At 70.6% G+C, this 24,624-nt stretch carries 25 protein-coding genes and 3 pseudogenes; 20 read left to right on the forward strand and 8 right to left on the reverse strand.

Annotated elements, in window-relative coordinates:
* Positions 1–57 precede the first annotated feature (57 nt).
* From JMJ55_RS23835 to JMJ55_RS23865, 7 genes are all read left to right on the forward strand, one after another.
* A complete protein-coding gene (locus JMJ55_RS23835) occupies positions 58–2,718 on the forward strand; it encodes a sensor histidine kinase (protein ID WP_202828117.1) in 2,661 nt (886 codons plus the stop codon).
* 5 nt (positions 2,719–2,723) lie between these two features.
* A complete protein-coding gene (locus JMJ55_RS23840; RefSeq protein ID WP_407927556.1) occupies positions 2,724–3,416 on the forward strand; it encodes a response regulator in 693 nt (230 codons plus the stop codon).
* 248 nt (positions 3,417–3,664) lie between these two features.
* Positions 3,665–5,833: a TonB-dependent siderophore receptor gene (locus JMJ55_RS23845; protein WP_202828119.1), complete on the forward strand. Its 2,169-nt coding sequence runs from the start codon at positions 3,665–3,667 to the stop codon at positions 5,831–5,833.
* The gene (locus tag JMJ55_RS23850) at positions 5,830–6,126 is read left to right on the forward strand and encodes a DUF3649 domain-containing protein (protein WP_328702768.1); all 297 of its coding nucleotides are present in this window, start codon (positions 5,830–5,832) and stop codon (positions 6,124–6,126) included. The genes JMJ55_RS23845 and JMJ55_RS23850 overlap by 4 nt, the downstream gene beginning before the upstream one ends.
* A complete protein-coding gene (locus JMJ55_RS23855) occupies positions 6,123–7,670 on the forward strand; it encodes a PepSY-associated TM helix domain-containing protein (RefSeq protein WP_202828120.1) in 1,548 nt (515 codons plus the stop codon). Before JMJ55_RS23850 ends, JMJ55_RS23855 begins: the two co-directional genes overlap by 4 nt.
* On the forward strand, positions 7,670–7,999 hold the full coding sequence (locus tag JMJ55_RS23860) for a DUF3325 domain-containing protein (RefSeq protein WP_202828121.1): 330 nt from the start codon (positions 7,670–7,672) through the stop codon (positions 7,997–7,999). The genes JMJ55_RS23855 and JMJ55_RS23860 overlap by 1 nt, the downstream gene beginning before the upstream one ends.
* A 13-nt stretch (positions 8,000–8,012) precedes the next feature.
* Positions 8,013–8,672, forward strand: a complete 660-nt coding sequence (locus tag JMJ55_RS23865) for a DUF4198 domain-containing protein (RefSeq protein WP_202828122.1) — start codon at positions 8,013–8,015, stop codon at positions 8,670–8,672.
* A gap of 20 nt (positions 8,673–8,692) precedes the next feature.
* Here JMJ55_RS23865 and JMJ55_RS23870 read toward each other — a convergent pair whose 3' ends face one another.
* Positions 8,693–9,631, reverse strand: coding sequence for a 2-hydroxyacid dehydrogenase (locus tag JMJ55_RS23870; protein ID WP_202828123.1), 939 nt, complete (start codon positions 9,629–9,631; stop codon positions 8,693–8,695).
* 40 nt (positions 9,632–9,671) lie between these two features.
* On the opposite strand from JMJ55_RS23870, the gene JMJ55_RS31175 reads away from it, so the two are divergent.
* Positions 9,672–9,956, forward strand: coding sequence for a hypothetical protein (locus JMJ55_RS31175; RefSeq protein WP_236033995.1), 285 nt, complete (start codon positions 9,672–9,674; stop codon positions 9,954–9,956).
* Between the two features lie 62 nt (positions 9,957–10,018).
* Here JMJ55_RS31175 and JMJ55_RS31180 read toward each other — a convergent pair.
* The 4 genes and pseudogenes from JMJ55_RS31180 to JMJ55_RS23890 all read right to left on the reverse strand — a co-directional run.
* Positions 10,019–10,096 (reverse strand): annotated as a pseudogene (locus JMJ55_RS31180) (hypothetical protein); the annotation flags it as partial.
* A gap of 2 nt (positions 10,097–10,098) precedes the next feature.
* A pseudogene (locus tag JMJ55_RS23880) lies at positions 10,099–10,323 on the reverse strand (hypothetical protein); the annotation flags it as partial.
* A 94-nt stretch (positions 10,324–10,417) separates the two neighbouring features.
* Positions 10,418–10,621, reverse strand: a pseudogene (locus tag JMJ55_RS23885) (ATP-binding cassette domain-containing protein); the annotation flags it as partial.
* A gap of 20 nt (positions 10,622–10,641) precedes the next feature.
* Positions 10,642–11,394 carry an SDR family NAD(P)-dependent oxidoreductase gene (locus tag JMJ55_RS23890; RefSeq protein ID WP_202828124.1) on the reverse strand — a complete coding sequence of 251 codons (753 nt, stop codon included), beginning with the start codon at positions 11,392–11,394 and terminating at the stop codon, positions 10,642–10,644.
* Between the two features lie 97 nt (positions 11,395–11,491).
* On the opposite strand from JMJ55_RS23890, the gene JMJ55_RS23895 reads away from it, so the two are divergent.
* Complete coding sequence (locus tag JMJ55_RS23895; RefSeq protein WP_202828125.1) at positions 11,492–11,713, forward strand: hypothetical protein; 222 nt, start codon at positions 11,492–11,494, stop codon at positions 11,711–11,713.
* Positions 11,714–11,723: 10 nt separating this feature from the next.
* Positions 11,724–13,001 (forward strand): NAD(P)/FAD-dependent oxidoreductase, encoded by a 1,278-nt coding sequence (locus JMJ55_RS23900; RefSeq protein WP_202828126.1) that lies wholly within the window; start codon positions 11,724–11,726, stop codon positions 12,999–13,001.
* 100 nt (positions 13,002–13,101) lie between these two features.
* On the opposite strand, the gene JMJ55_RS23905 is transcribed toward JMJ55_RS23900, so the two are convergent.
* A complete protein-coding gene (locus JMJ55_RS23905) occupies positions 13,102–13,737 on the reverse strand; it encodes a TetR/AcrR family transcriptional regulator (RefSeq protein ID WP_202828127.1) in 636 nt (211 codons plus the stop codon).
* Positions 13,738–14,067: 330 nt separating this feature from the next.
* Here JMJ55_RS23905 and JMJ55_RS23910 point away from each other — a divergent pair, with 330 nt between their 5' ends.
* From JMJ55_RS23910 to JMJ55_RS23945, 8 genes are all read left to right on the forward strand, one after another.
* Positions 14,068–15,258 carry a M24 family metallopeptidase gene (locus JMJ55_RS23910; RefSeq protein WP_202828128.1) on the forward strand — a complete coding sequence of 397 codons (1,191 nt, stop codon included), beginning with the start codon at positions 14,068–14,070 and terminating at the stop codon, positions 15,256–15,258.
* The gene (locus JMJ55_RS23915) at positions 15,255–15,752 is read left to right on the forward strand and encodes a GAF domain-containing protein (RefSeq protein ID WP_202828129.1); all 498 of its coding nucleotides are present in this window, start codon (positions 15,255–15,257) and stop codon (positions 15,750–15,752) included. The genes JMJ55_RS23910 and JMJ55_RS23915 overlap by 4 nt, the downstream gene beginning before the upstream one ends.
* The gene (locus tag JMJ55_RS23920) at positions 15,749–16,732 is read left to right on the forward strand and encodes a Bug family tripartite tricarboxylate transporter substrate binding protein (RefSeq protein WP_202828130.1); all 984 of its coding nucleotides are present in this window, start codon (positions 15,749–15,751) and stop codon (positions 16,730–16,732) included. Before JMJ55_RS23915 ends, JMJ55_RS23920 begins: the two co-directional genes overlap by 4 nt.
* Positions 16,733–16,821: 89 nt before the next feature.
* Positions 16,822–17,811, forward strand: a complete 990-nt coding sequence (locus tag JMJ55_RS23925; RefSeq protein WP_202828131.1) for a Bug family tripartite tricarboxylate transporter substrate binding protein — start codon at positions 16,822–16,824, stop codon at positions 17,809–17,811.
* Positions 17,811–18,446, forward strand: a complete 636-nt coding sequence (locus tag JMJ55_RS23930) for a flavin reductase family protein (RefSeq protein WP_202828132.1) — start codon at positions 17,811–17,813, stop codon at positions 18,444–18,446. Before JMJ55_RS23925 ends, JMJ55_RS23930 begins: the two co-directional genes overlap by 1 nt.
* A gap of 307 nt (positions 18,447–18,753) precedes the next feature.
* The gene (locus JMJ55_RS23935) at positions 18,754–19,068 is read left to right on the forward strand and encodes a DUF1127 domain-containing protein (protein WP_202828186.1); all 315 of its coding nucleotides are present in this window, start codon (positions 18,754–18,756) and stop codon (positions 19,066–19,068) included.
* 36 nt (positions 19,069–19,104) lie between these two features.
* Positions 19,105–19,914: an enoyl-CoA hydratase-related protein gene (locus JMJ55_RS23940; RefSeq protein ID WP_202828133.1), complete on the forward strand. Its 810-nt coding sequence runs from the start codon at positions 19,105–19,107 to the stop codon at positions 19,912–19,914.
* A gap of 93 nt (positions 19,915–20,007) precedes the next feature.
* A complete protein-coding gene (locus JMJ55_RS23945) occupies positions 20,008–20,877 on the forward strand; it encodes a LysR substrate-binding domain-containing protein (protein WP_202828134.1) in 870 nt (289 codons plus the stop codon).
* A 180-nt stretch (positions 20,878–21,057) separates the two neighbouring features.
* On the opposite strand, the gene JMJ55_RS23950 is transcribed toward JMJ55_RS23945, so the two are convergent.
* Both JMJ55_RS23950 and JMJ55_RS23955 read right to left on the reverse strand, forming a co-directional pair.
* Entirely contained in the window at positions 21,058–21,429 is a 372-nt protein-coding gene (locus JMJ55_RS23950) for a hypothetical protein (protein ID WP_236033996.1), read from the reverse strand.
* A gap of 395 nt (positions 21,430–21,824) precedes the next feature.
* Positions 21,825–22,490 carry a glutathione S-transferase family protein gene (locus tag JMJ55_RS23955; RefSeq protein ID WP_202828136.1) on the reverse strand — a complete coding sequence of 222 codons (666 nt, stop codon included), beginning with the start codon at positions 22,488–22,490 and terminating at the stop codon, positions 21,825–21,827.
* A gap of 380 nt (positions 22,491–22,870) precedes the next feature.
* On the opposite strand from JMJ55_RS23955, the gene JMJ55_RS23960 reads away from it, so the two are divergent.
* Together JMJ55_RS23960 and JMJ55_RS23965 are read left to right on the forward strand one after the other, a co-directional pair.
* Positions 22,871–24,031 carry an MFS transporter gene (locus JMJ55_RS23960; RefSeq protein WP_268885398.1) on the forward strand — a complete coding sequence of 387 codons (1,161 nt, stop codon included), beginning with the start codon at positions 22,871–22,873 and terminating at the stop codon, positions 24,029–24,031.
* Positions 24,032–24,168: 137 nt separating this feature from the next.
* Positions 24,169–24,606, forward strand: a complete 438-nt coding sequence (locus tag JMJ55_RS23965) for a nuclear transport factor 2 family protein (protein ID WP_202828138.1) — start codon at positions 24,169–24,171, stop codon at positions 24,604–24,606.
* The last annotated feature ends 18 nt before the right edge of the window (positions 24,607–24,624 follow it).

Below are 24,624 nucleotides of genomic sequence, written 5' to 3' on the forward strand. Positions count from 1 at the left end.
TGGCGGCGCGCTGATGGGAGGCGCCATCTTGCCGCCCTGCTGGTAGCCTCGTTGCCGATGGCCGACGAGCCCGCCCGCCCCGACCCCGATGCCCTGCTCGCCCTCGCGCGGCGGGAGGGGCGTGGCCGTCTGAAGGTCTTCCTCGGGGCCGCCCCCGGTGTCGGCAAGACGATGGAGATGCTGGCCGAGGCGCATCGCCGGAGGGCCGGCGGCGCCGACGTGCTGGTCGGCATCGTCGAGACGCATGGCCGCGCCGAGACACAGGCGGCGGTCGGCGACCTGCCGATGCTGCCGCGCGCCCGCAACCCCTATCGGGGACAGGAGCTCGAGGATTTCGACCTGGACGGCGCGCTCGCCCGTCATCCGCAGATCCTGCTGCTCGACGAGCTCGCCCACACCAACATGCCCGGCAGCCGGCACCCGAAGCGCTGGCAGGACGTCGAGGATCTGCGCGAGGCCGGGATCGAGGTCTGGACCACGATGAACGTCCAGCACCTGGAGAGCCTGTCCGAGGCAGTCGCCCGCATCACCGGCGTGCGTGTGGCCGAGACGGTGCCGGACCGCGTGCTGGCGGAGGCGGACGCGGTCGAGCTGATCGACATTCCGCCCGCCGAGCTGATCGAGCGGATGCGGCAGGGCCGCATCTACCGGCCCGACCAGGCGAACCGCGCCCTGCAGGGCTTCTTCAAGGAGGGCAACCTCGCCGCGCTGCGCGAGATGGCGCTGCGCCGCACGGCGGAGCGGGTGGATGCCGACGTCACCAGCTACATGCGCGCCAACGCCATCGCCGGCCCCTGGCCCGCCGGCGACCGCGTGATGGCCTTGATCGGCGCCGACCCCTCGGCCGAGACCGTGGTGCGGGAGGCAAGGCGGGTCGCGGACACGCTGAAGGCGCCGCTGCTCGCACTGCATGTCGAGCAGCCGACGGCCGACCCGGACGCCGATCCCGGTCCGGCGCTGCGGCTGGCCGAACGCCTGGGCGCCGAGGCAGAGACCCTGGTCGCGGCCGACCTGCCTTCGGCCATCCTGAGGGAGGCGCGGGCACGCAACGTCACCCATCTGGTGATCGGCCGCGGCCGCCCTGGACGGTGGCGGCGCCTGACCGGGCGAACGCTCTCGGGCGTGCTGCTACGGCAGGCGGCCGACTTCACGCTGCACCTCGTCCCCGAGCCCGCCGGCCAGCCGCGGCGCAGCGCGCCGGAGCGCCGCGCCCTGCCGGCCTGGCTGGGCTGGGCCGCGCCCCCGGCCCTGGTCACGCTGGCGACGCTGGTCGGGCTCGCCTCCGACGAGATCGTGCCGGAAGGCGCGCTCGGCATGGTCTACCTCGTCCCGATCGTGGCGGCCGCGGTGGGCTTCGGGCCGGTGCACGGGGGCGTCGCGGCCATCCTGTCCTTCCTGTGCTGGAATTTCCTGTTCCTGCCGCCGCGCTACACGCTGACCATCGCCGGGCCGCAGGATGTGGTCGGCGTCGTGGTCTTCTCCCTCGTCGCTTTGCTATTGGCCGGCACGACGGGAGGCCTGGGCCGGTCCGTCCGCGCGGCGCGCGCACGCATGCTCAGCCTGCGGCGCCTCGTCGAGTTCAGCCGGCGGCTTGGGGCGGCGGGCGACAAGGGCGATCTCGTGCAGGCGATCGCGGAGGAGGCGTCGCGCATCGCCGGCGGCCCGGCCTGTGTGCTGCTCCTGCTGCCCCCGCTGCCGGGCGAGGCCGTGCCGGAGCCGGTGGTGCGGGCCAGCCTGCCCCTGGACGCCGAGCCGGACGATGCCAGCATGGCCGCGGCGCGCTGGGCGGTCGCCAACCGCCGGCCGGCCGGGCGCGGCACCGACACCCTGCCCTCCGCCGCCTGGCAATTCCGCCCCATGCGCACGGCAAGCGGCCTGGCCGGCCTTGTCGGGTTGCGCCCGCCGGAGGGAGGCCGCCCGCTCGACGGCGAGGCGGACCGCGCCCTGGACGCGCTGCTCGACCAGGCCGCCGTCGCGCTCGAACGCGCCGACCTGATGGAGGAACGCGCCCGCAGCGAGGCGCGGGCCGAGACCGAGGCGCTGCGCACGGCGCTCCTCACCTCGCTCGGGCACGACCTGAAGACGCCGCTGACCTCCATCCGCGGCGCGGTGGCGACGCTGCGGACCTCCGGCCCCGCCCTTTCGGAGGCTGTACGGGCCGACCTGCTGGCCACCGCCGAGGAGGAGACCGAGCGGCTCTCCCGCTGGATCGCCAACATCCTCGACATCGTCCGCATCGAGAGCCGCCAGATCGAGCCCCGTCGGGAGATGGTGGACCTGGCCGAGGCCGCGGAAACCGCGGCGGCCCGCGCCGCCCGGGCGCATGCGCGGACGATCTCCCTCGACCTCGGATCGCGTCCGAGCGCGCCGCGCCTCGACCCCGTCCTGCTCGACCAGGTGCTGGCGAACCTGCTCGACAACGCGCTGAAATTCTCGGCGCCGGACGGGCAGGTCGCGCTGCGGCTGGCGCGCGAGGGGCCGGAGGTCGGGATCGCCGTCGAGGATGACGGACCCGGCATCCCGCGCGAGGATCTGCACCGGGTCTTCGACCCGTTCTTCCGCGCAACCCGCACGGACCGGGTGGCGGCCGGCAGCGGGCTGGGGCTGGCGATCTGCCGCGGCCTGGTGGCCGCCATGGGTGGCCGGATCGCGGCGGAAAGCCCAACCCAGCCGGATGGGCGGGGGACGCGGATGATCGTGAGGTTCCCAGGCGGATGAACGACGTGAGCAGGCCCCGCATCCTCGTGGTGGATGACGAGCCGCAGATCCACCGCTTTCTGACCCCGGCGCTCGAGGCTGCGGGCTATGAGCCGCTGCGCGCCGAGACCGCGGCCGAGGGGCTGCGCCTCGCCGCCGAGCGCTCACCGGCGCTGGTGCTGCTCGATCTCGGCCTGCCCGACGGCGACGGAAAGGCGGCCATCCCGAAGCTGCGCGGATTCAGCGAGGCGCCGATCGTCATCCTCTCCGCGCGCGACCAGGAGGCCGAGAAGGTCGCCGCACTCGATGCAGGGGCTGACGACTATGTGGAAAAGCCTTTCGCACTCGGTGAGCTGCTGGCGCGCCTGCGCGTGGCGCTCCGCCGGGCCGGCCGGCAGGCGCCGGGGGCGCCCGAGGCGGTTATCCGCGCCGGCGGCCTGGAGGTGGACTTCTCGCGCCGGACCGCGCGCATCGAAGGGGCCGAGCCGCTGAAGCTCACGCCCCGCGAGTGGGACCTGCTGGCCGTCCTCGTGCGCGGTGGGGAGGGGCGGGTGATGACCCATCGTCAGCTCCTCACGGCCGTCTGGGGCCCCGCACAGGCCGAGGAGGCGCAGTATCTCCGCGTCTATATCGGCCATCTCCGGCAGAAGCTCGGGCCCCTCGGGCGCCTGATCCGCACCGAACCGGGCGTGGGCTACCGCTTCGGGGAGGCCGATTAGCCGGCCTCCGCGCCCCGGCCCGGGAGCGCGCTTCCGCCACGACGTCCGGATGGACGACCCGCTGATCCGGGGTCGTTACCTTAGTGCAACTCTTCGGCCTTCGCTGTGAACCCTTCGAGCGGTCGCTACCAGCGCGGAGGTCACCCATAGCGGTTACAGCACCCCTTGCTGATAATGCGAATCAATTGCAATTGGGAGGGCAGGGCACCCGCCGGGGGTGACCCGGAGTGCCTTCGTCGGAACCGTCCATGACCCTTGCGCCTCTGCCTGATCGCACCAGGCTGGTCTCCCTCCTCGCAACCGGCCTGGCCCTCGCGGCCCCTGCGGCTCAGGCCCAGGCGCCCCAGCCGGTGCAGGACGGTGCGCTGCAGATGCCGGAATTGCGCATCGAGGGCGTGCGGGAGACTGCAACCGGCCCGGTCCAGGGCATCGCCGCCGAGCGCAGTGCCAGCGGCACCAAGACCGACACCCCGCTGATCCTGACGCCGCAGAATGTCACGGTCGTCACCCGCCAGCAGATGGATCTGCAGAACTCGCGCAACCTCGGCGAGGTGCTGGGCTACACCGCGAGCGGCCAGGGCATTCTCTCCGACTTCCGCGGCGAATACGGCACGGTGCGCGGCTTCACCCCGGATATCTATCTAGACGGGCTGCGCGTGCCGGTGCCCGTCACCGCCCACAGCTTCCGCATCGAGCCCTGGGGGATGGAGCGGGTCGAGCTGCTGCGCGGCGCCAATTCCGGCCTCTACGGACAGGGTAATCTCGGCGGCATCATCAATGCCATCAGCAAGGCCCCCTATCCTGGCCAGACCAATGAGGTCGCCCTCCAGGGCGGCAGCTTCGGCCGCATCCAGGGCATGTTCGATCTCGGTGGTGCCATCGGCAGTGGTGATTCCCTGCTCTGGCGCTTCAACGGCCTGGTCCGCGATTCCGACACCTATGTCGATGGCGGCCGCGACAATCGCATCTACCTCGCCCCGTCACTCACCTGGCGGCCGACCGGCGACACCACCATCACCCTCCTCGCCAGCTATATGCGGGATGATGCCGGCATCACCGGCCAGTGGCTGCCGGCCTTCGGCACGGCGTTGTACAATCGCAACGGCACCATCCCGCGCGGCCGCGCGACGGGCGAGCCCGGCTGGGATCGCTACCACCGCTCGCAATACGGTGCCGGCGCGCGCATCGAACATCGGCTGAACGAGAATTGGACGCTGCGGTCCAACCTCCGCGGCACCTATCACGAGATGGACTATGCCTCCATCTACGCGAGCGGCTTCAGCCCGGCCAACCAGCAGCGCATGCTGGCGCGCGTCGCCTCCTACCAAAACCCGAGCTATCGCAGCTTCGCCATCGACAACCAGGCGGAGGGCCGTGTGACCACCGGCCCGCTGGAACACACGCTGCTGTTCGGCCTGGACTACCGCGTGCAGGGCCTGCATGCACGCACCTTCTCGGCGGCGGCCGGCGCGCTCGATGTTTTCACCCCGAGCTACGGATACCGGCCGGGGGTGCTGCCGCTCACCGCCTCCAACAATCAGACCATCCAGCAGACCGGGCTCTACCTGCAGGATCAGGTCCGGTTGGACCGTTGGTATCTGACGCTGACCGGCCGGCAGGATTTTGCCGATACCAGCACCCACAACAACCGCACCAACATCGAATCCAGCCAGCGTGATGCGCATTTCACCGGTCGTGCCGCGCTGCTCTACGCCTTCGACTTTGGCCTTTCGCCCTATGTCAGCTACGCCACCTCCTTCCTGCCGAATATCGGCACCCTGGCGCCGACCCGCGGCGGTGGCGCCTTCGCCCCCACCACCGGAGAGCAGTTCGAGGCCGGCATCAAATACCAGCCGCCCGGCCAGGCGAGCCTCTACTCCGCCACGCTGTTCCAGCTGACCCAGCAGAATGTCCTGACCACCGATCCGACCAACACCACCTATTCGATCCAGACCGGCGAGGTCCGGGTGCGCGGGCTGGAGCTGGAAGCGCGGCTTGCCCTGACCCCGGCGCTCAACCTCCTTGCCTCCTGGACGGCCCAGGATCCGGAGGTGACGAAGACCAACACCGGCAATCTCGGCATGCGCCCCGCTGCCATACCGGCGCATACCGGCGCGCTCTGGGCAGACTATAGCTTCGCGGTGTTGGATGAGCTGCGCGTCACCCTCGGCGGCGGCATGCGCTACCTCGGCAATACCCTCGGCAATGGTGCCCCCAGCGCCAGCTCCCCGCAATTCCATGTGCCGAGCTTCACCCTGTTCGACGCGGTGGCGCGGGTGGATTGGCGGCAGTGGCGGCTGGCGGTCAACGCCACCAACCTCAGCAACGAGACCTATGTGAATGCCTGCTACACCTACAGCTCCTGCAGCTACGGTGTCGGCCGCGCGGCCTATGCGACGCTGAGCTACCGGTGGTGAGCGCGGCCTTCCGGGCACGGATGCGGGGCTGGCGCTGGCCGGGTCTCCTCTCCCGCATCGTCGCGGCGGTGCTGGGCGGCTATGCGATCGGCGCCCTGGTGTCCGTCGCCTGCGCCGTGCTGCTGCCGCTGCCACGGTCGGAAGCGGTGGTGATCGGCATGATGCTGAGCTTCCTCGCCTATGCGGGCGTCGTGCTCTGGGTCTTCGCCGCCCGCACCGCATGGCGCGCCTGGGCCGGCCTGCTGGCGCCCGGCCTGCTGCTGGCGGCGAGTTGGGCGGGACGGCCGGTATGAAACATGGCTTCCGGCAGTGCATGGCCTGGCTGCACACCTGGGCGGGGCTGATCCCGGGCTGGATCCTCTTCGCCGTCTTCCTGACCGGCACCGCGGCCTATTACCGGGGCGAGATCTCCGCCTGGACGCGTCCCGATCTCCGCATGGAGGATAATGGCCCGGAGGCCGCCATGCTCGGCCTGCGCGAGTTGCAGCGGATCGCGCCCGATGCCACCGGCTGGCTCATCGGCCTGCCAACCTCGAGCGACCCGCTGCTGCGTCTCTACTGGCGCCCGCCCGGGGAGCGCCGTTTCCGCGACGGCATCCTGGACCCGGCCACCGGCCGGGTCGCGGAAGCGGGCCGGACCATGGGCGGGGAGTTCTTCTACCGCTTCCATTTCGAGCTGCACATGCCGCCGATCTGGGGGCGGTGGCTGGTCGGCCTCTGCGCCATGTCGATGCTGGTGGCGATCATCAGCGGCATCATCACCCACCGCCGCATCTTCGCGGACTTCTTCACCTTCCGCCCCGGCAAGGCCGGCCATCGCTCCTGGCTGGATGCGCACAACCTGCTGGCCGTGCTGGCGCTGCCCTATCACCTGATGATCACCTATACCGGCCTGCTGACCTTGATGCTGATGTACATGCCCTGGGGCATGCAGCTCGCCTACAAGGGCGACCAGCAGGCCTTCATCGCCGAGGCGCTCTCCATTGCCCCGCCGCCGCGCCCCGCCCGGCAGGCCGCACCGCTGACGGATCTCGCCCCGCTGGTGGCCGAGGCGCTGCGGCGCTGGCCGGAGACGGGCGTGCGGCGGATCGGCATCTCCTTCCCGGGCGATGCCAATGCCACCATCGTGCTCGGCCGGGGCGACCGGCATGAGCTGGCGATCAGGCGGCGCGAGCTGGTCTTCTCCGGCACCACGGGCGAGCTGCGGCTCGCCACCGGCAATGACGCGCCGGCGGTGCAGACCGTGGGCGTTGCCTATGGCCTGCATTTCGCCCGCTTCGAGCTGCCCTTCCTGCACGTCCTCTTCTTTCTCTCCGGCCTCGCCGGCACGGCCATGGTCGGCACCGGCCTGGTGATGTGGGTGGCGAAACGGGCGCCGAAGGCCACCGAGCGGCGGCACTTCGGCCTGCGCCTCGTGGAGACGCTCAACCTCGGCACCATCTTCGGCCTGCCCATCGCCATGCTGGGCTTCTTCTGGGCCAACCGGCTGCTGCCGGGGATGCTGGACCACCGGCCGGACTGGGAGATCAGGATCTTCTTCGCGCTCTGGCTGGGCGCCTATCTGCACGCGGCGCTGCGCCCCGGACGGCGGGGCTGGGCGGAGCAGGCGGGCATCGCCGCGCTGCTCGGCCTGCTGCTGCCGGCCGTGAACGCCGCGACCACGCGGCATCATCTGGGCGTGGCCCTGCCGGCCGGGGATTGGCTGATGGCCGGGATGGATCTCGGCTTCCTGGGCTTCGGCCTCGCCTTCGCCCTGGCGGCGCGGAGGCTGTGGCAGGGGGCCGACAGGCCCGTGGCGACGAGGCAGGGCGGCCATCTGCGGGAACGGGGCATCTGATGGCGCCCCTTGCCTTCGGCCTGGCCTATGCGGGGTTCCTGGCCCTGGCGCTGGCCATGGACCGGCACCACCGCGACCTGCTGGGCGGGGTGCCAAGCCGGATGGGGCGGTTGCTGTTCCGCGGCGGCGGCTGGATGCTGCTCGGGCTGTCCATCGCGCCCTGCTGCGCCCTCTGGGGCCCCTCCTTCGGGGCTATCGCCTGGTGCGGCCTGCTGACCCTGGCGGCCTTCACCCTGGTGTCGCTGACAACCTACGCGCCGCGCGCGGCCCTGCTCGCGGCAGCGCTGTTGCCGGCGCTGGGCCTTGCCACCTGGTTCCGTCTTTCCTGAGGAGTAAACCCCAATGACCCGTTGGATGCCTGTCGTCGCCCTGCTGCTGGCCGCCGGTCCCACCACGGCCCATCAGATCTGGCTGGAACGGGATGGCCTGACGGCGCGTGCCTATTTCGGCGAGCCGGTGGAGAACCGACGCGAGCGGGCCGGCGGGTTGCTGGACCGCATCCCGGGCCCGCGCGCCTTCGCCGGAGACCCCGCCGCCTCCCTGCCCCTCACCCGCGCCGATGACCACTTCGGTGCGACGCTGACGCCCGGCACCGGCGATGTCCGGCTGGTGGAGGACGGCATCCCGCCCTTCGGACGCGAGGAGAAGACGAAGACGATCATGCTGGCGCGGGAGGGCCGCAGCGAGGCTCGCCACGGGCTGGACCTGGAACTGGTGCCGGTGACGTCGGGCGGAAATGAGTTCTCCGTCCTGCTGCGCGGCCAGCCCCTGCCGCGTGCGGAGGTGACGCTGGTGGCGCCACCGCGCTGGGAACGCCGGCTGCGCACCGATGCCGAAGGAAAGCTGCGGTTCGAGACACCCTGGGCCGGCCGCTATGTGGCGGAGGTCATCCACACCGAGGCCTCGCCCGGGGGCAGCGGCGATGGGGCATGGCAACGGCTGCGCTATGTCTCTACCCTGTCCTTCACGGTCGAGAGCGGGATTGCCTGGACGGGGAAGTAGGCCTGGCCCGCTGCGTCCGCCTAATAGCCCATCGCCTTGTCGACTTCCTGCAACAGACCGCCGCCGGCTTCGATGCTGCCGATATTCGCCACGATCTCGGTGACGAGCTGGCGGACCGTCGGCCGCCGCGCGACATGCGGCATGACGGTCACTTTCGGATGCAGCCAGAGCGGGCTGTCCGGCGGCAGGGGTTCGGGATAGAGCGCATCGAGCGCGGCGTGGGAGAGTTGGCCAGAATCGAGCGCGGCGACCAGGTCGGCATCGACGACATGCCTGCCGCGGCCGAGGTTGACGACCATCGCCCCCCGCGGCATCAGCGCGAAGGTGCGGGCGCAGAGGATGCCCTCGGTCTCGCGGGTCAGCGGCAACAGGCAGACCGCGATATCGGTCTGGCGCAGGAATGGCTCCAGCTGGTCCGAACCGTGGAAGATCGGGATCTCGGCCTCCGGCCTGGGGCTGCGCACCCAGGCCGAGACCGGGAAGCCAAGCGACGTCAGCACGAGGGCCGGCGCCCGCGCCATCAGCCCGAAGCCGAGAAAGCCGATGCGGCGCGCCTCGGGCCGCATGATGGGCCGGCGCAGCCATTCGCGCCTGGCCTGCGCCTGTTGGTAAAGCGGCATCTCGCGATGCAGGCGCAGCACATGCATGAGGACGTATTCCGTCATCATCGGATCGCCGCCTGAGGGCTCGATCTTGCCGAGCGGAACCTCGGGCATCTTCGGATGATGGACGAAGGACTCGACGCCGGCGGAGCGGCTGAACATCGCCTTGAGGTTCGGCAGCGGCGGGATCGCGTCGAAGTCGGGATGCATGAAGGCCAGGTAGGTGATCCCGGACGGATCGCCGATATCGGGGAAGATGCGGACTTCCAGCTCCGGCAGCAGCTCGGCCAGCGTATCGCGCCAGCCCTGCGCGCTGCCGACCTCGTCGATGTCCAATCCATAGATCAGCAGTGCCATGGCAGCTTCCTCCCCATGCCCAGCTCGTCGAGCAACCGGCATGACCGATGACGATGCAGGTCCCGACAGGTTCACCGATTGTCAGGCCAGCCTCAAGCTCCTGCCCCGGCTGCCGCTTCACCGAGGCGGGGAGGCCGAGTGGATGGCTCGCCAGATCTTCTCCGGGGTCGCCGGCATATCGATGCTGGCGATGCGAAGGGGGCTCAGCGCGTCCAAGGACGGCGTTGATGATGGCGAGCGGCAACCCGACCGAGCCGACCTCGGCACACCCCATGGCTCCGAAGGCATTCCGGGAGAGGGCGTCGGGCACATCACGACCGCATAGGACGGCAGGTCGCCGGCCCGCGGCAGTCCGTAATCCTGCAAGGAGGCGGCAAGCGGCTGCCCGGCCTCGTCATAGGGCAGCCCTTTCAGCAGGGCCTGGCCCGCGCCCTGGGCGAGCCCGCCATGAATCTGGCCGTCCACGATCAGGGGATTGATGACGTTCCCGACATCATCCGCCGCCGTGACCGCGACGAGCTCTGGGCGACGACCGAGAGGTCGTGCGAGATGGACAGGATGGCCACGCCCAGCTCATCCCGCAGATCGGATAGCAGGTTCACGATGGAGGCCTGGACCGAAACGTCGAGGGCCGAGACAGCCTCGTCGCAGAGCAGGACGCTCGGGCGGGTGGCGAGGGCGCGGGCGATGCCGACGCGCTGGCGCTCGCCGCCGCTGAGCTGGTGCGGATAGCGGCCCGCATAGGCGGCGGCAGGCGGACGAGCTCCAGCAGCTGCGCCACCCGGGGAGAATCTGCGCCTCGATCGTGACGTCCAGCGCCGTGGTCGGCTCGTCGAGCACGAGCAATTCGGGGTCGCAGGCCAGGGCGGTGGCGATCATCGCGCGCTGCCGCATGCCACCCGAGAGCTGGTGCGGGTAGGAGGCGGCGACCTCCATCGCACGTCCGATGCCGACGCTGTCCAGCAAGCGTGCCGCCTCGGCCATGGCGGCGGAGTGTCAGCGCTCGCGGCTCATGTCAGGAAGGCCCCGCCATTCACATGGATGGTCTGGCCGGTGACGTAGCCGCCCTCGGGGCCCACCAGCATCCGGACAATGGCGGCCACTTCCTCCACCGACCCCTTCCGCCCGAGCGGCACGCCGCTCTCGCCCAGCGTGGCGGGCATCGCGCCGGCCGATGCGCCGCGAAGCGTGTCGATCGGGCCCGGCGCAACGCAGTTGCACCGGATGTTGTGCGGCGCCAGTTCCACGGCAAGCGCGCGCATCAGCCCTTCCAACCCGGCCTTCGAGGCGGAGACATGGGCGCGGTTCGGCGTGCCGAGATGGGTCGAGATGCCGGACAGGCCCACCAGCGCGCCACCGCCACGGCGGATCATCCGCGGCACCACCGCCCGCGCCAGGATGAAGGCGCCATCGAGCGCGACCGCCATGATCTCCCGCCATTCCTCCAGGGTCATGGAGAGGAAAGGCGTCTGGCGCCGCAGGCCCGCATTGCTGATGGCGATGTCGATGCCGCCGAACGCCGCTTCCGCAGCCTCCAGCATCCCTGCCACCGCCTGCGGGTCGGAGATATCGGCGATGCAGGACAGCGCCTTCCCGCCCATGGCGGTGATCTCGCCCGCCACCGCCTCGACCGCCGCCCGATCGGTGCGGCCGTTGACCACCACCATCGCCCCGTCGCCTGCCAGGCGCAGCGCAATGGCGCGCCCGATATTCCGCCCCGCCCCCGTCACCAGCGCGACCTTGCCCTCGAGGCTTCCCGTCATCTCAGCTCCCCCGCCCTGTCCCGCCGCGCCGTGCGGATGATGCCCGCTGTGCCGTCCAGACTGCCGCGACTTTCGGCGAAGGCAGGCGGGGCTGGCAATGGCTCCCCCCTGCGGCTGGAGCCGCACGACCACGCTGCTCCCCGGCCTCGATCTCTGGAATCCGACCTCGCATCCCGGGCTCCGCGGCGGCAGCCTCCAGGCCGGGCCGACGAGCGAGGCGCTGGAAACGCTCCGCACGCCGTGGGTCACGGCCTATCGGCGCAATCCGACGGGGATGCTGACCGGCATGCCGCTCTTCTCCACCCGGAAAAAGCGCTAGGATCGGTCCGATGAAGCCCCTGCCGCCCAGCCTCTACGCCGCGACCGCCCGCCCGGCGCCGCCGACCCCACCGCTCGATGGCGACCGACAGGCCGATGTCGTGGTGGTGGGCGCCGGCTTCACCGGGCTCTCGACCGCGCTGCACCTGGCGGAGCGCGGCGCCGATGTGGTGGTGCTGGAGGCGAACGAGCCCGGCTGGGGTGCCTCCGGGCGCAATGGCGGACAGGTCAATCCCGGGCTCAAGCCCGACCCGGACGAGGTCGAGGCGGCGTTCGGGCCGGAGCTCGGCGGGCGCATGGTGCGCTTCGCCTGGGGCGCGCCGGAGACGACCTTCGCCCTGATCCGCCGCTGGCAGATCGCCTGCGACGCGCGCCAGGGCGGCACGCTGCGCGCCGCCTACCAGCCCGCCCATGCCGCTGCCGTGCGCCGCTCCGCCGAGCAGGGGATGCGCCGCGGTCTGCCGGTGACGCTGCTGGAACGCGATGCAGCCCGCGAGGCAACGGGCGCCGACCGCTACCTCGCGGTGATGCGCGATGCGAGCGGCGGCGACCTGCAACCCCTGGACTATGCCCGCGGCCTGGCGCGCGCAGCCCTGCAGGCCGGCGCCGCGGTGCATGGCGGCACGCCCGTCACCGTGCTGACCCGCGCCGAGGGGCGCTGGCGCGTGGCCACGCCGACCGGGACGGTCACGGCCGAGACGGTGATCCTCGGCACCAATGGCTATACCGGCGACCTCTGGCCGGGCCTCCGCCGCAGCGTCGTCCCCGTCTTCAGCTCCATCGCCGCGACGGCGCCGCTGCCGGAGGCGGTGGTGCGCGGCATCATGCCGATGCGGGCCTCGCTCTATGAAAGCGGGCATATCACCGTCTATCTGCGCGTGGACCAGCACAACCGCCTGCTGATCGGCGGCCGCGGGCCGCAGCGCCCGATCGCCGATCCCTCCCCCATCGCCTATCTCATCCGCTATGCGGAACGCCTCTGGCCCGCGCTCCGGGGGGCCGAGTGGACGCATGGCTGGAACGGCCAGCTGGCGATGACGCCGGACCATTATCCGCATATCCACCAGCCGGCGCCGGGGCTGCTCTGCTGCCTTGGCTATAACGGCCGCGGCGTCGCGCTCTCGACCGCAATGGGCGGCGAGGTCGCCCGGCTGGCGACCGGCACGCCGGCCGAGGAGATCGCCATGCCGGTGACGCCGATCCGGCCGATGCCCTTCCACGGCTTCTGGCGGGTGGGGGTCGCGGCCAAGGTCCTGGAGGGTCGCCTCCGGGATCGGCTGGGGCTTTAGACCAGGGTTTGAAGAGATTGCGCCGCCTGGAGCCCCAGGCACCGACCGCACAAGCGGAGAGCGCGTTCGCCGGGAGCGAACACTCCCTGGGCTACCCGCGTCACGCGGATCTCTTGCTGTGGCCCCTCACTGCGCGAGGCGATACCACCCCCCCTTCCGGTGCGCGGCCGTCCGGCCGCTCCACGGCGATGACCTTCTCCGCCAGCTCGATCCAGGCATCGAGGACGGCCTCGTTCACCGCGTCACTGCGGTTGAAGCTGGCGTGGATGGCCATGCCGCGGAGGAGGCAGAGCGTCATGTACTGGAACTGCTCCTCCTTCCGCACATCGGGAAACCGCAGCAGCGCGCGCCAGCGAAGGTTCCGCTGGCTGGCGGGCGAGTCGAGCGCCTGGCGCAACCTCTCGCCGAGTTCCTTGTCCACGCGTGCGGCCAGCATCAGCTCCAGCGCGGCGATATAGCTTGGCTTGCTGAAGATCTCCCGCCAGACGAAGCGGAGATAGGCCTCGAAGGGCAGCTCGCCCAGATCCCGTCCGCCGAAGGCCAGCTGGCGCGCCGCGTCCCAGCTCTGGAGCAGGTGCTCGAAGGCGCCTACCAGCATATCCGCCTTGGTGGCGAAGTGGTGCGTCTGCGCCCCGCGCGAGACGCCCGCGCGCGCCGCGATCATGGTGGTCGTGAGGGATTCGTAGCCCACCTCGCAGAGTGCATCGAGAGCGGCCTGGCAGAGGCGCTGGCGCATATCCGCCGACCGTTGCGCCTGTCGCCTGGGATTGGGCCTCGGCGCCGACGGGGCCGCCCCTTCCCTGCTCACCATGTCTGCCGGCATCAGCGGCCCCTCCCCTGGCCTGGCGGAAACGCCCCGATCCGATCGCCTGCCATCGGGCTTGCCCTTAATTTACAAACAGTCTAGTCTGTTTTTTAACGAGACGCCATAGGTCTTTGCGTCGCGCCCGGGCCCGCCATTCGGAAGGGTTTCGAACGCGGCAGCGCGATCCGGGGCGGCTTCATCCAGCGCCGCGGGCTGCGCCTCGGCTGACCAGAACGGACCACGAGGAAGGAGAACGCAACCATGGCCGCCCTCAGCACCGCCGTCCGCGACTACCGCTTCGGCCTCATGCAGGCCTTGATGGAGCGCGAGGGCTATGATGCCCTCGCCTTCACCCAGGCCGACTTCTTCCAGTTCGCCACCAATTTTGCGACCGACGTGCAGACCTGGGAGCGTCCGATCGTCTGCATCGTGCCGCGCAACGGCACGCCCTTCGTCATCCTGAACGAGCTCTCGACCAACCACTGGCGCTTCGGCATCGAGGCGGAGAAGCTCTGGGTGACGGATGCGGAATTCTACGCCGAGCATCCGCGCCTGACCCGCCGGGTGCCACTGGTGACGCAATGGGCCGAGGCCGTGGCCGACCGCCTGCGCCGCGCCGGCCTTGCCCGCGCCCGGATCGGCGCCGATGCTCCCGGCGGCATGCTGGCCCGCGCCGCGGCCCTGCTGCCGCAGATGAAGCTGGAGGGTGCCACGGCCGGCTGCCGCAGCCTGCGCTGGGTGAAGCACCCCGAGGAGATCCGTCTCCTGCGCGAGATCGCCGGCCTGACCGACTGGGTCCAGGACCGCTACCGCGAGGCGATCCGCCCCGGCCGGCTGGTGCAGGAGATGGACATGGCCATGGCCGCGGCGATGGCCGAGGAATCCGCCCGCCGCTTCCCGGGCGAGCATCTGGAGATCATGCGCTGCTGGACGCTGTCCGGCCCGGCCAGCTGCGCCCCGCATGGCGACGGGCGCTCCTCGGGCCAGCGGATCGAGAAGGGCCACGGCCTGGTCAACATCGTCATCCCCCGCGTGAACGGGCTGGTCGTGGAGAACGAGCGCACCTGGTTCTGCGGCAAGCCGGACAACCGCCAGGCCTTCCTGTTCGAGACCGCGCGCGCCGCGAACGAGGCCGCCTGCGAGGCGGCCATCACCGGGCGCCCGGTTTGCGACATCGACGCGGCCGCCCAGGCGGTGATCGAGCGGGCCGGCTGTGCGGACCTCATCCTCCACCGCACCGGCCACGGCATGGGCACGCTCGGGCACGAATTCCCCGAGGACATGGCCTTCAACACCCGCCCGCTGCTGGAGAACGAGGTCTATTCGGCCGAGCCCGGGCTGTACCAATGGGGATTGGGCGGCTTCCGCCACGACGACACGGTGGTGGTCGGGGCCCGGCCCGAGGTGCTGACGCGCGCCCCCAAGGACCTCGCCTCGCAGACGGTGGCATGAGCACGGAGCCGGTGCGGCGGGTGGCCGCCGCGCTCGCGGCCCCCGGCCAGCCGGGCTCCGGCCTGGCGGCACTGGACGTGGCGCTGGCCGATTCGGTCGGCCACCGCCTCTTCACCGTGCTGGTGCTCGACGAGGCGCGCGGCGTCAGCCGCCGCGCCTATACCAGCCAGCCGGAGGCCTATCCCGTCAGCGGGGAAAAGCCGCTGCGGCGCGATTCGGAATTCTACGCCCTGGTCGCCCGGCAGGGCCTGCCGCGCTTCTGCCGCGACCGCGGGGACATCATCCGCGCCTTCCCGGACCACGAACTGATCCTCTCGCTGGGCTGCGAAGCCGCGGTGAACATGCCCGTGCGCTGGGACGGGCGGACGCTCGGTGCCCTGAACCTGCTGCACGCGGCGGGCCATTACACCGAGGCCCAACTTCCCGCGCTGTCGCTCTTCGCGGCGCTCGCCGTCGCGCCCATCCTGCACATCCTCGGAGAAGAGGGACGATGACCCGCCCCGTCACGCGCCGCGCCGCCGGCGCAGTGTTCGCCGCCCTTGCCACCCCCGCGCTTGCCACCCCCGCCCTGGCGCAGGAGTCGGGGCAGCCGCTGCGCCTCATCATTCCGCAGCCGCCGGGCGGCGCCACGGATATCCTGGCCCGCCTGGTCGCCGAACCGCTCTCGAAGGAATTGGGGCGGCCGGTGGTGGTCGAGAACCGGCCCGGCGCCAACGGCATCGTCTCCATCAACGCGCTGAAGCAGGCCCGGCCGGACGGCAGCACCGTGCTGCTGGGTGGGGTCTCGATCTTCAGCTTCAACCCGAACCTCTACCCCAACCTCCCCTACGATCCGTGGCGGGACTTCGCCTGGATCGCGCCGATCGCCGACACGCCCTTCGTGGTGGTGGCGGGCCGCCGTACCGGCATCAGGAGCCTGGAGGAATTCGTCGGGCGCGCCCGCGCCAAACCCGACAGCATCACCTATGGCAGCGCCGGGATCGGAAACTCGACGCATCTGGCGATGGAGATGATCGCCGAGAGCGCCGGGATCCGCCTGACCCATGTGCCCTTCGCCGGCTCGGCACCGGCGCTGACCAGCATCGTCGCCGGCGACACGGATTCCATGGTGAATCCGCTCGGCAGCACCCTGCCGATGATCCGGGAGGGCGCGGTGGCCGCGCTCGCAACACTCGGGGCGGAGCGTTCTCCGGCGCTGCCCGATGTGCCCACGCTGCGCGAGACGGGACTGGCCGGCGTGACCATGCCCGGCTGGTATGCCTTCGTCGGCCCGGCCGGCATGCCGGCGCCGGTGGTGGAGCGGCTGAACGCCGCCACCCGCGCCGTGGTGGACAGCCCGGCCGTGACGCAACGCCTGCGCGAGGCGGTGCTGGAGCCGGTCTCCGGCTCGGCCGCCTATATCCAGGACCGCGCCCGCTCGGAGAGCGACATGATGGCGGCCTTCATCCGCCGCCGCGGCATCAAGGTGGAATAGCGCCATGTCCCGTCCCGAACGGCGCCTGGAGGCGGCGCCGCCCGCAACGCAACGGCTCGGCCGCTGGAACTCGTGAGGAACGACAGGTCATGACACTCTCCCGCCGCGGCCTCGGCCTCGCCGCGCTCTCCGGGCTTGTCACGCCCGCGCTGGCCCAGGCGCAACCCTCGGCCCCCTGGCCGCAAGCCCAGCCCGTCCGCTTCGTCGTGCCCTTCGCGCCTGGCGGCACCACCGACATCATCGCCCGGATCCTGATGGCCGATGTGTCCCGCCGGATCGGCCAGACGATCCTGGTGGAGAACCGCCCGGGCGCGGGGGCTACGCTCGGCACCGGCCAGGTCGCCCGCGCGGCGCCGGACGGCTACACGCTGGTGCTCTCGGTCATCAGCGCGATGGTGGTGGGCAAGGTGCTCTATGGCGAGCGCGTGACCTGGGACCCCGACCGGGACTTCGCGCACATCGCCATGGTAATGAGCACGCCCTACCTGATCCTCGTCCGCCCGGACCTGCCGATCCGCAGCCTGGCCGACCTCGTGGCCGAGGCGCGGCGCCAGCCGGACGCGCTGAGCTATGGCAGCGCCGGCATTGGCTCCATGCCGCACCTCGTGATGATGCGCTTCCTCGCCGCGGCCGGGATCACGATGACCCACGTGCCCTACCGGGGCGCGGCGCAGATCGCGACCGACATCGCGGGCGGCGTGCTGCCGATGATGGTGGACAGCCTGACGGCGGCCAGCGCCAATATCCGCAGCGGCGCGCTGCGCCCGCTGGCGCATACCTGGCCCGAGCGCATCCCCGCCTTCCCGGAGATTCCGACCTTCCGCGAACTGGGCTTCGGGGATCTGGTGGTGGACGGATGGTCCGGCGTCGCCGCGCCCGCGCGCACGCCGCGCCCGATCCAGGAGCGGCTGGCCGCCGCGATCCGCGAATCGCTGGAGACACCCGATGTCGTCCGCCGCTACGCCGAGACGGCGACCGCGCCGGGCCGCTTCTTCCTCGACGACGCGCAGCGCTTCGTGCGTGAGGAGCTGGTGGCCTGGACGCCCATCATCCGCGCCTCCGGCGCCACGGTGGACTGATGTTCTACGAGCCGCGCCACGGCCACGGCCTGCCGCACGACCCCATCAAGGCGATCGTCGCGCCGCGCCCGATCGGCTGGATTTCCACCATCGATGCCGCCGGGCGCCCCAATCTCGCGCCCTACAGCTATTTCAACATGGTGCATAACCGCCCGCCCATGGTGGCCTTCGGCAGCGAGGGGCTGAAGCATAGCGCGGCCAATGCCTTCGCCACGCGCGAATTCGTCTTCAACCTGGCGACGCGCCCGCTCTTCGCGGCGATGAATGCCAGTTCCGGCGATCTGCCGGAGGGCATGAACGAGTTCGATGCCGCCGGGCTTGCCGCCGTGCCCTCGCGCATGGTGCGCCCGCCGCGCGTGGCGGAGAGCCCCGCCGCCCTGGAATGCCGGGTGGTGCAGGCGATGAAGTTGAACGACCTGGACGGCCGCCCGACGGACGGCTTCCTCGTCATCGGCCAAGTGGTGGGAATCCACATCGACGACCGCTTCCTGATCGGCGGCCGGTTCGACGCAGTGGCAGCGCAGACCATCGCGCGCTGCGGCTACCGCGACTACACCCAGGTGACGGAGACGTTCGAGGCGCTACGACCCTCGGACCAGGGAAGGTTCCCGGACGCAAGCGACGCTGCACGATAGACCATATCGAACGGGCGTAGGCCGCGCCGCGCGCGAGACGCCTGCACGGCCCGCAGGTCGCGCCGGTTCCAGGCCGCGATCCACTCCGCCGCGTGCCGGATCATTTGATCCCGATCCAGGTGTGCCCGCTGGCGCGGCGCCGCGAGTGAGAACGGCGCGCGTCCGTTAACCGCCGTTCACTGAGGGGCCCGGCGGACGCCTTCGCATCGGCACTCGCGATGGCCACCGCGGCACGCCTTGAGGTTACCTCACGCGCCGTGAGGAGTTCTCGCTCGCTGCCCCGGTGCCGTCCGACGACCATGGCGGCATGACGACTTTGGCACAGGCTCCTGCAACGCCAATCCGGAGAGAGACACAGGCGCCAGACGCCGCGTGTCATGAGAGCGCATCACCCACGGCGCGTGACCGCCTGGCGGAAGGGACCAATGGGGTGCCGGTCCCGCCGGATGCGCTGCATCGGGCCACGCCGCTTGGGCGTCTGGTCGCCACGATCCGGCTCTGGCGGCGCCGCGCGCGGGAGAGCCAGGAGCTCCTGGGCATGTCGGACGCGGCACTGCACGACATCGGGATTTCACGCAACGAGGCCTGGCGCGAGGCGAGGAAGCCGTCCTGGCGCGCCTAGGCATGCGCCACCCTCCGGCACGACAAGGAGCAAGCCATGATTTCGGACCCGGGGCATCAGCCGGCGCCGCTCCACATAGCCCGCGACGGCAGCGTCGCGATTGTCACGCTCACGCGCCCCGAGGCGCTCAATGCCCTGAGCAACGAGCTCATCGGCCGGCTCATGGACGCCCTCGATGCGTTGGAGCTCGACGACGGGGTGCGCGCCATAGCGATCACTGGACGCGGGCGCGCCTTCAGCGCCGGGGCCGATATCAAGGGCTTTCTGCCGCATATGCGGGTGGGGCCGCGCGAGGCAGTCGCACATTTCCTGCGACCGGGGCAGCGGCTGACGGCGCGCGTCGAGGCCTTTCCAAAACCCATCATCGCCGCCGTGAACGGCCTCGCCTTCGGCGGGGGCTGCGAGCTGGTGGAGGCCACGCATATCGCGGTCGCTTCGACCTCGGCGGTCTTTGCAAAGGCCGAGATCAACATCGGGATCATCCCGACCTTCGGGGGAACGCAGCGGCTGCCGCGCAATGTCGGCCGCAAGGCCGCGACGGAGCTGATCCTGACGGGCCGGCGCTTCGACGCGGAGGAGGCGCTGCGGCTCGGGCTGGTCAACCAGGTTGTGCCGGACGAGGCGCTCATGCCGACGGTGCTGGGGATCGCCCGCGACATCGCGTCGAAGCCTCCCCTCAGTGTTTCGGCGGCCCTGTCCGCCATCCATCGCGGGCAGGATGCGGCGATCGAAGGCGGCCTCGCGATCGAGGAGGCGTCCTTCGCGGTGATCGTGCCGACGCGGGATGCCCTGGAGGGGGTTACTGCCTTCGTGGAGAAACGGGCTCCGCATTTCGTCGGGCGCTGACCTGGCGCTCCGCCGCAACATGTCAGCCATGCTTACCCGTCCATAGAAGCGGGACCTGTTCTGCCCTGAAATGGTGGCGGAGGTCCCTGGCTCATGGCGCACCGGCTGCCCCCCTTCTCCGCATTGCGCGTCTTCGAGGCGGCCGGCCGCTGCGGCGGCTTCACGGCGGCGGCCGCGGAACTCGGGGTGACACCGAGCGCCGTGAGCCACGGCGTGCGCACGCTCGAGGATACACTCGGCGTGCCGCTGTTCCACCGGGATCAGCGCGGCATGCGCCTTACGCCAGCCGGCGAGCAGCTTCTGCAGGAGGCGACGCGCGCCTTCGAGGGCCTGTCCCGCTGCGTGGACACCCTCACCCAGCCACGCACGGGACGGCGCCTGGCGGGCAGCGTGGCGCCAACCTTCGCCACGGGCTGGCTTCTGCCGCGCCTTCCCGAGCTGCGCCGGCGGCACCCGACGCTCGACCTGGCGATTTCCACGGAGCGCGAGCATGTGCAGCTCGGCGACGGGCGCTTCGACTTCGCGATCCGCATGGCCGCGGCGCCCTCCGGGGCGGCGGAGTGGCACCGGCTTGCGCCGGTGGGCCTGGTGCCGGTGGCGGCCGCCGAATGCCGGCTGACCCTGGCCGAGGCGCTGGCGCGCCTGCCAGCCATCCATGTCATGGCAGCCGGAGAGGATTGGGATGCCTGGGCCGCGTTGCGCGGCGTCGCGGCGCCTGATCCGTCGCGGGGGCTGCGCTTCGACACGGTCCAGATGGCGTTGGAAGCGGCCGCGAAGGGCCTGGGCCTCGCGCTCGCGCGGCTCCCGGTCTGCGCCGATGACATCGCGGCCGGCCGCGTGCGCAGCCTCGACGCGCCGGTGGAGGGCTGCACCGCCTACTGGCTCCTGACCCGCCCAGGGCTGCTGCGGCAGCGCGAAGGCCGGCTCTTCGCGGCCTGGCTGCGAGAGCAGCTGGAGGGCTGACGCCGGCCGCGAGAGGCATGAGCGGGTCGGCCCCCTCAACGTCTTACCTTCCCGCCGGAGTAGCATCCCTGCGCCGCAGGTCCGTGCCACGGCTTGCCAGGGAAAGAAGGCTGCCCCCCGCCAATACGGGGAGGGCGGGGGTAGGCGCCTCGGCCAATAGCGGCGCGGCGGCGAGCGCCGTCACGGATGGCACCAGCGCCATGCACGCCGCGGCGCCAACCGCCCAAGGCGCTGGACGACCCAGCTGTAGACGAACACGGACACCGTTCCGATCAACACGCCCTGGATCGCCACCTGTGTCAGCACCACGGCAGCGCCTGCCACATGCAGCTGTGGCTCCACGAGGAGCAGATACAGGGGCAGATAGCCGATCGCCGGCAGTACGGCGACCGTCGCTGCCGTGCCGATCGGATCGATCTTCAGGCGCGCCGTCAGGAGCCCGAAGCCAGACCAGACGGCAGAGGCGGAGAGGACGAGGCAGACGCCCAGGATCTGCCTGACGCCCCCCAGGCTTACGTCGTCCAGAAGGACCACGACAAGTGCGGCAGCCACGAGGCAGATCCCCCACAACCGGCGCCTGCTGGGTGGGGGTCTGGCCAAGGCGAACCCAATGACGAAGGTAAAAAGCGGCAGCGCCCCATGCAGCAGCGCACCCGCATGGGAGGCCGGCACGATAGCGAGGCCCGACAAAGGCAAGTCCGGCAAAGCCAATTCCCCCCGCGGCTGCCAGCTTTAGCGAGTCCAGACTGAGGAGGGCACGACCCCGTCGGATTGCGAAGGGCAGCAGCAGAAGACCGCTGGTAGCGAACCGGATGGCCAGAAGGTCCTGCGGCGCAAGGGCAGCCCCATAGGCGAGGCGCGAAGCGAGGGTGAAGGTCGCCAGGATGCCGATCAGCGCCACACCGCCAATGATGTTTCCAACTCTGCCAATGGCGGGCATGACCCCATCAGGCCGTGGCGTCACCATGGGCGGATCCATGCCGCGACGCCCGACCTGGCGGGCTGAAGGGCTGCACAACGGATGCGAAGGCCGGCATCGCCTCGCAAGCCGCGGCATGCGCCGCCAGATGCGGACGCTGCGCCGGGGCGTGCAAGGATGGATGCGCCTCAGCGAGGAACCGCAATGCGCAGGCGACCGCGATGTCGGGATGGCCGGGCGTAGCGCCGAACCAGAACGGCGTCGCACAGGCCACCCGCTCCGCCTCGAGTGCTGCGAGCACGTCGCTGATCTGGGCGGAGCAGCGCGCTATCCAGAGGTCCGAGATCTTGTCATGCAGGAGCTGTTCGTAGAGCAGACTCACCAGCTTGTCGCACAGCCCGGTGGCCAGCGCGCAGATGCGCAGCATGGTCCGCCGAGCCTGCCCCTCCCGCGCGATCAACCGGGCCTCGCCCGCGATCTCATCCAGATAATCCAGGATGGCTGCGCTTTCGATCAGCACTTCGCCGCCATCCAGCACCAATGCCGGCACGCGCCGCAATGGGTTGATGGCCGCCAGGCGGTCGGCATCGCCGAAGGTGGACCAGGGCCTATGCTCGTAGGTCAGGCCAAGGATGCGAAGCGCGACGGCCACGCGCCGCACGAAGGGTGAGTCGTATTGGCCTACCAGGATCACCGCTTTCGACCCATGCATGTCGGGCCATGTTAGCTGCCTGGCGGGTACGTGGCCAGCTTGTGCCTAGCAATTCACCTGGCCCGTCTTCGAATGCCCAAGGCATTCAGGACGTTGGGGATCATGCGCGTATTCGGCACCTTGGCGTGAGCCCCGCTCATCCTGCATGAGGAGATCTGGATTCCGTCGAAGGACAAGGCGGCCGGAAGGTCTCGCGCGCCCCACCCTGTGACGCCGGCTCGGCGCCTGTGACGAGAACTCATCCCCCACTCCGGCGGCCGGATGCCACCCTGCACAGCGTGGTGGATGAGGAGGCGCGGCGCTTGGCAGACAGAACAGCCTCTTCTGGCCTGCGGGCCACCGTCATCGTCGCGGCCTGCGTCATGGCGGTGTCCATGGGCTTGCGGCAATGCTTCGGCCTCTTCCTCGATCCCGTGGTCGCCGATCTCGGCACCTCCGCCGGGTCCTTCGGCTTCGCGGTCGCATTGCACAACCTCGTCTGGGGCCTCTCGCAACCCTTTGTCGGCGCGCTCGGCGACCGGTATGGCCCCCGGCCCGTGCTCCTCAGCTGCGGCGCGCTGTATGCGCTCGGGCTGCTGACCTTCGCGGCGTCCCGCACAGCCTGGATCGGCCTCGATCTCGGCATCGGCGTGCTGACCGGGCTTGGCATCGCCGGCACCGGCTTCGGCGTGCTGCTTGGCGCGGTCTCGCGTGCCGCGCCGCCCGAGCGACGGAGCGTGGTGGTCGGTTTGGTCTCGGGCGCTGGCTCCGCCGGCGTCCTGGCCATCGCACCGCTCGGGGAGGCATTGACGGCTGCCTTCGGCTGGCGCGCGGCGGCGTTCGCCTTCGCCGCGCTCTGTATCCTCATGGCGATGATGTCGGCCGCGATCGGCCGCCAGCCGCTGCGGGTGGATGTTTCGCCGGTGCGGGATGGACGATCCGGGGTGCGGGCAGCGATGGCGCATCCAGGCTTCGTCGCGATGTCTGTCGCCTTCTTCGCCTGCGGGTTCCAATTGATGTTCGTTACCACGCATCTGCCGCGCTTTCTTGGCCTGTGCGGGCAGCCTTCCGCGCTCGCCGCGCAGGCGCTGGCCGTCATCGGGATCTGCAACGCCTTCGGATCGTACGCCTTCGGCCGGCTCGGGCAGAGATACAGCCCGAAGCGGCTGCTGGCCGGCATCTACGCGATCCGCACGTCGGCCATCATCGCCTATCTGGCCGTGCCGGTCTCGGCTGAAACCTCGCTTGTCTTCGCTGCGGTGATGGGTGCCACTTGGCTCGGCGTGGTGCCGCTCGTCTCCGCGCTGATCGTGCGCCTGTTCGGCCTCGCGCAGTTCAACACGCTGTTCGGCCTTGCCTTTCTTGTCCACCAGCTCGGCGGCTTCGCCGGGGCATGGATGGGTGGCGTCGTGCTCGATGCGACCGGGCGCTACGATGCCGCATGGTGGTCCCTGATCGGCATTGGGGTCATTGCCGCGTTGCTGCAATGGCCCATGGATGACCAGCCGCGACCGCACGGCCATGCAGCCACCGCTTTGCCGTAGATCCCGCTGCCATGCAGGTCACCCCTGGCTCAGAACTGCCCTGCCCGAGACGGCCGATCGGCACAGGAGGAATCCTGACTGCGATTCAGTCGTCCGACAGCACGGACAGACCACAGAGATTTTGAAAGGCGTTTCCGATGACCACCGACACCGCCTTCCACGCGGCCGAGCGCGTTGTGGAACTGACCCATGCGGTACAGAGATACTTCGACCTCATGTACGACTGCGACACGTCGCGCTTCGACCAGGTCTTCCGTTCGACGGTGCAACTCCACGGCTTTCGCGGCGGCCAGATGCTGATGTGGTCCGCTTCGGCCTATCGCGGCATTCTCGACAATCGGCAATCTCCGAAGTCGGCGAATGCGCCGCGGTGTGATGAGATCCTGCTGATGGATTTCGCTTCCGACAGCATGGCGCTTGTGAAGCTGCGCCTGAGAGTCGGCCCGGCGGTGTATGTGGATTACCTCACCTGGCACCGTATCGACGGCGAGTGGCTGATCACCTCGAAGGGATACCACATCGAGGCGGAAGGCACAGCCATCCGCAGGGAATCCGGCGGCCATGCCGGGCCATGATCACATCGGCCCCGCATC

Source organism: Belnapia mucosa (assembly GCF_016775475.1).
GTDB classification, from domain to species: Bacteria; Pseudomonadota; Alphaproteobacteria; order Acetobacterales; family Acetobacteraceae; genus Belnapia; species Belnapia mucosa.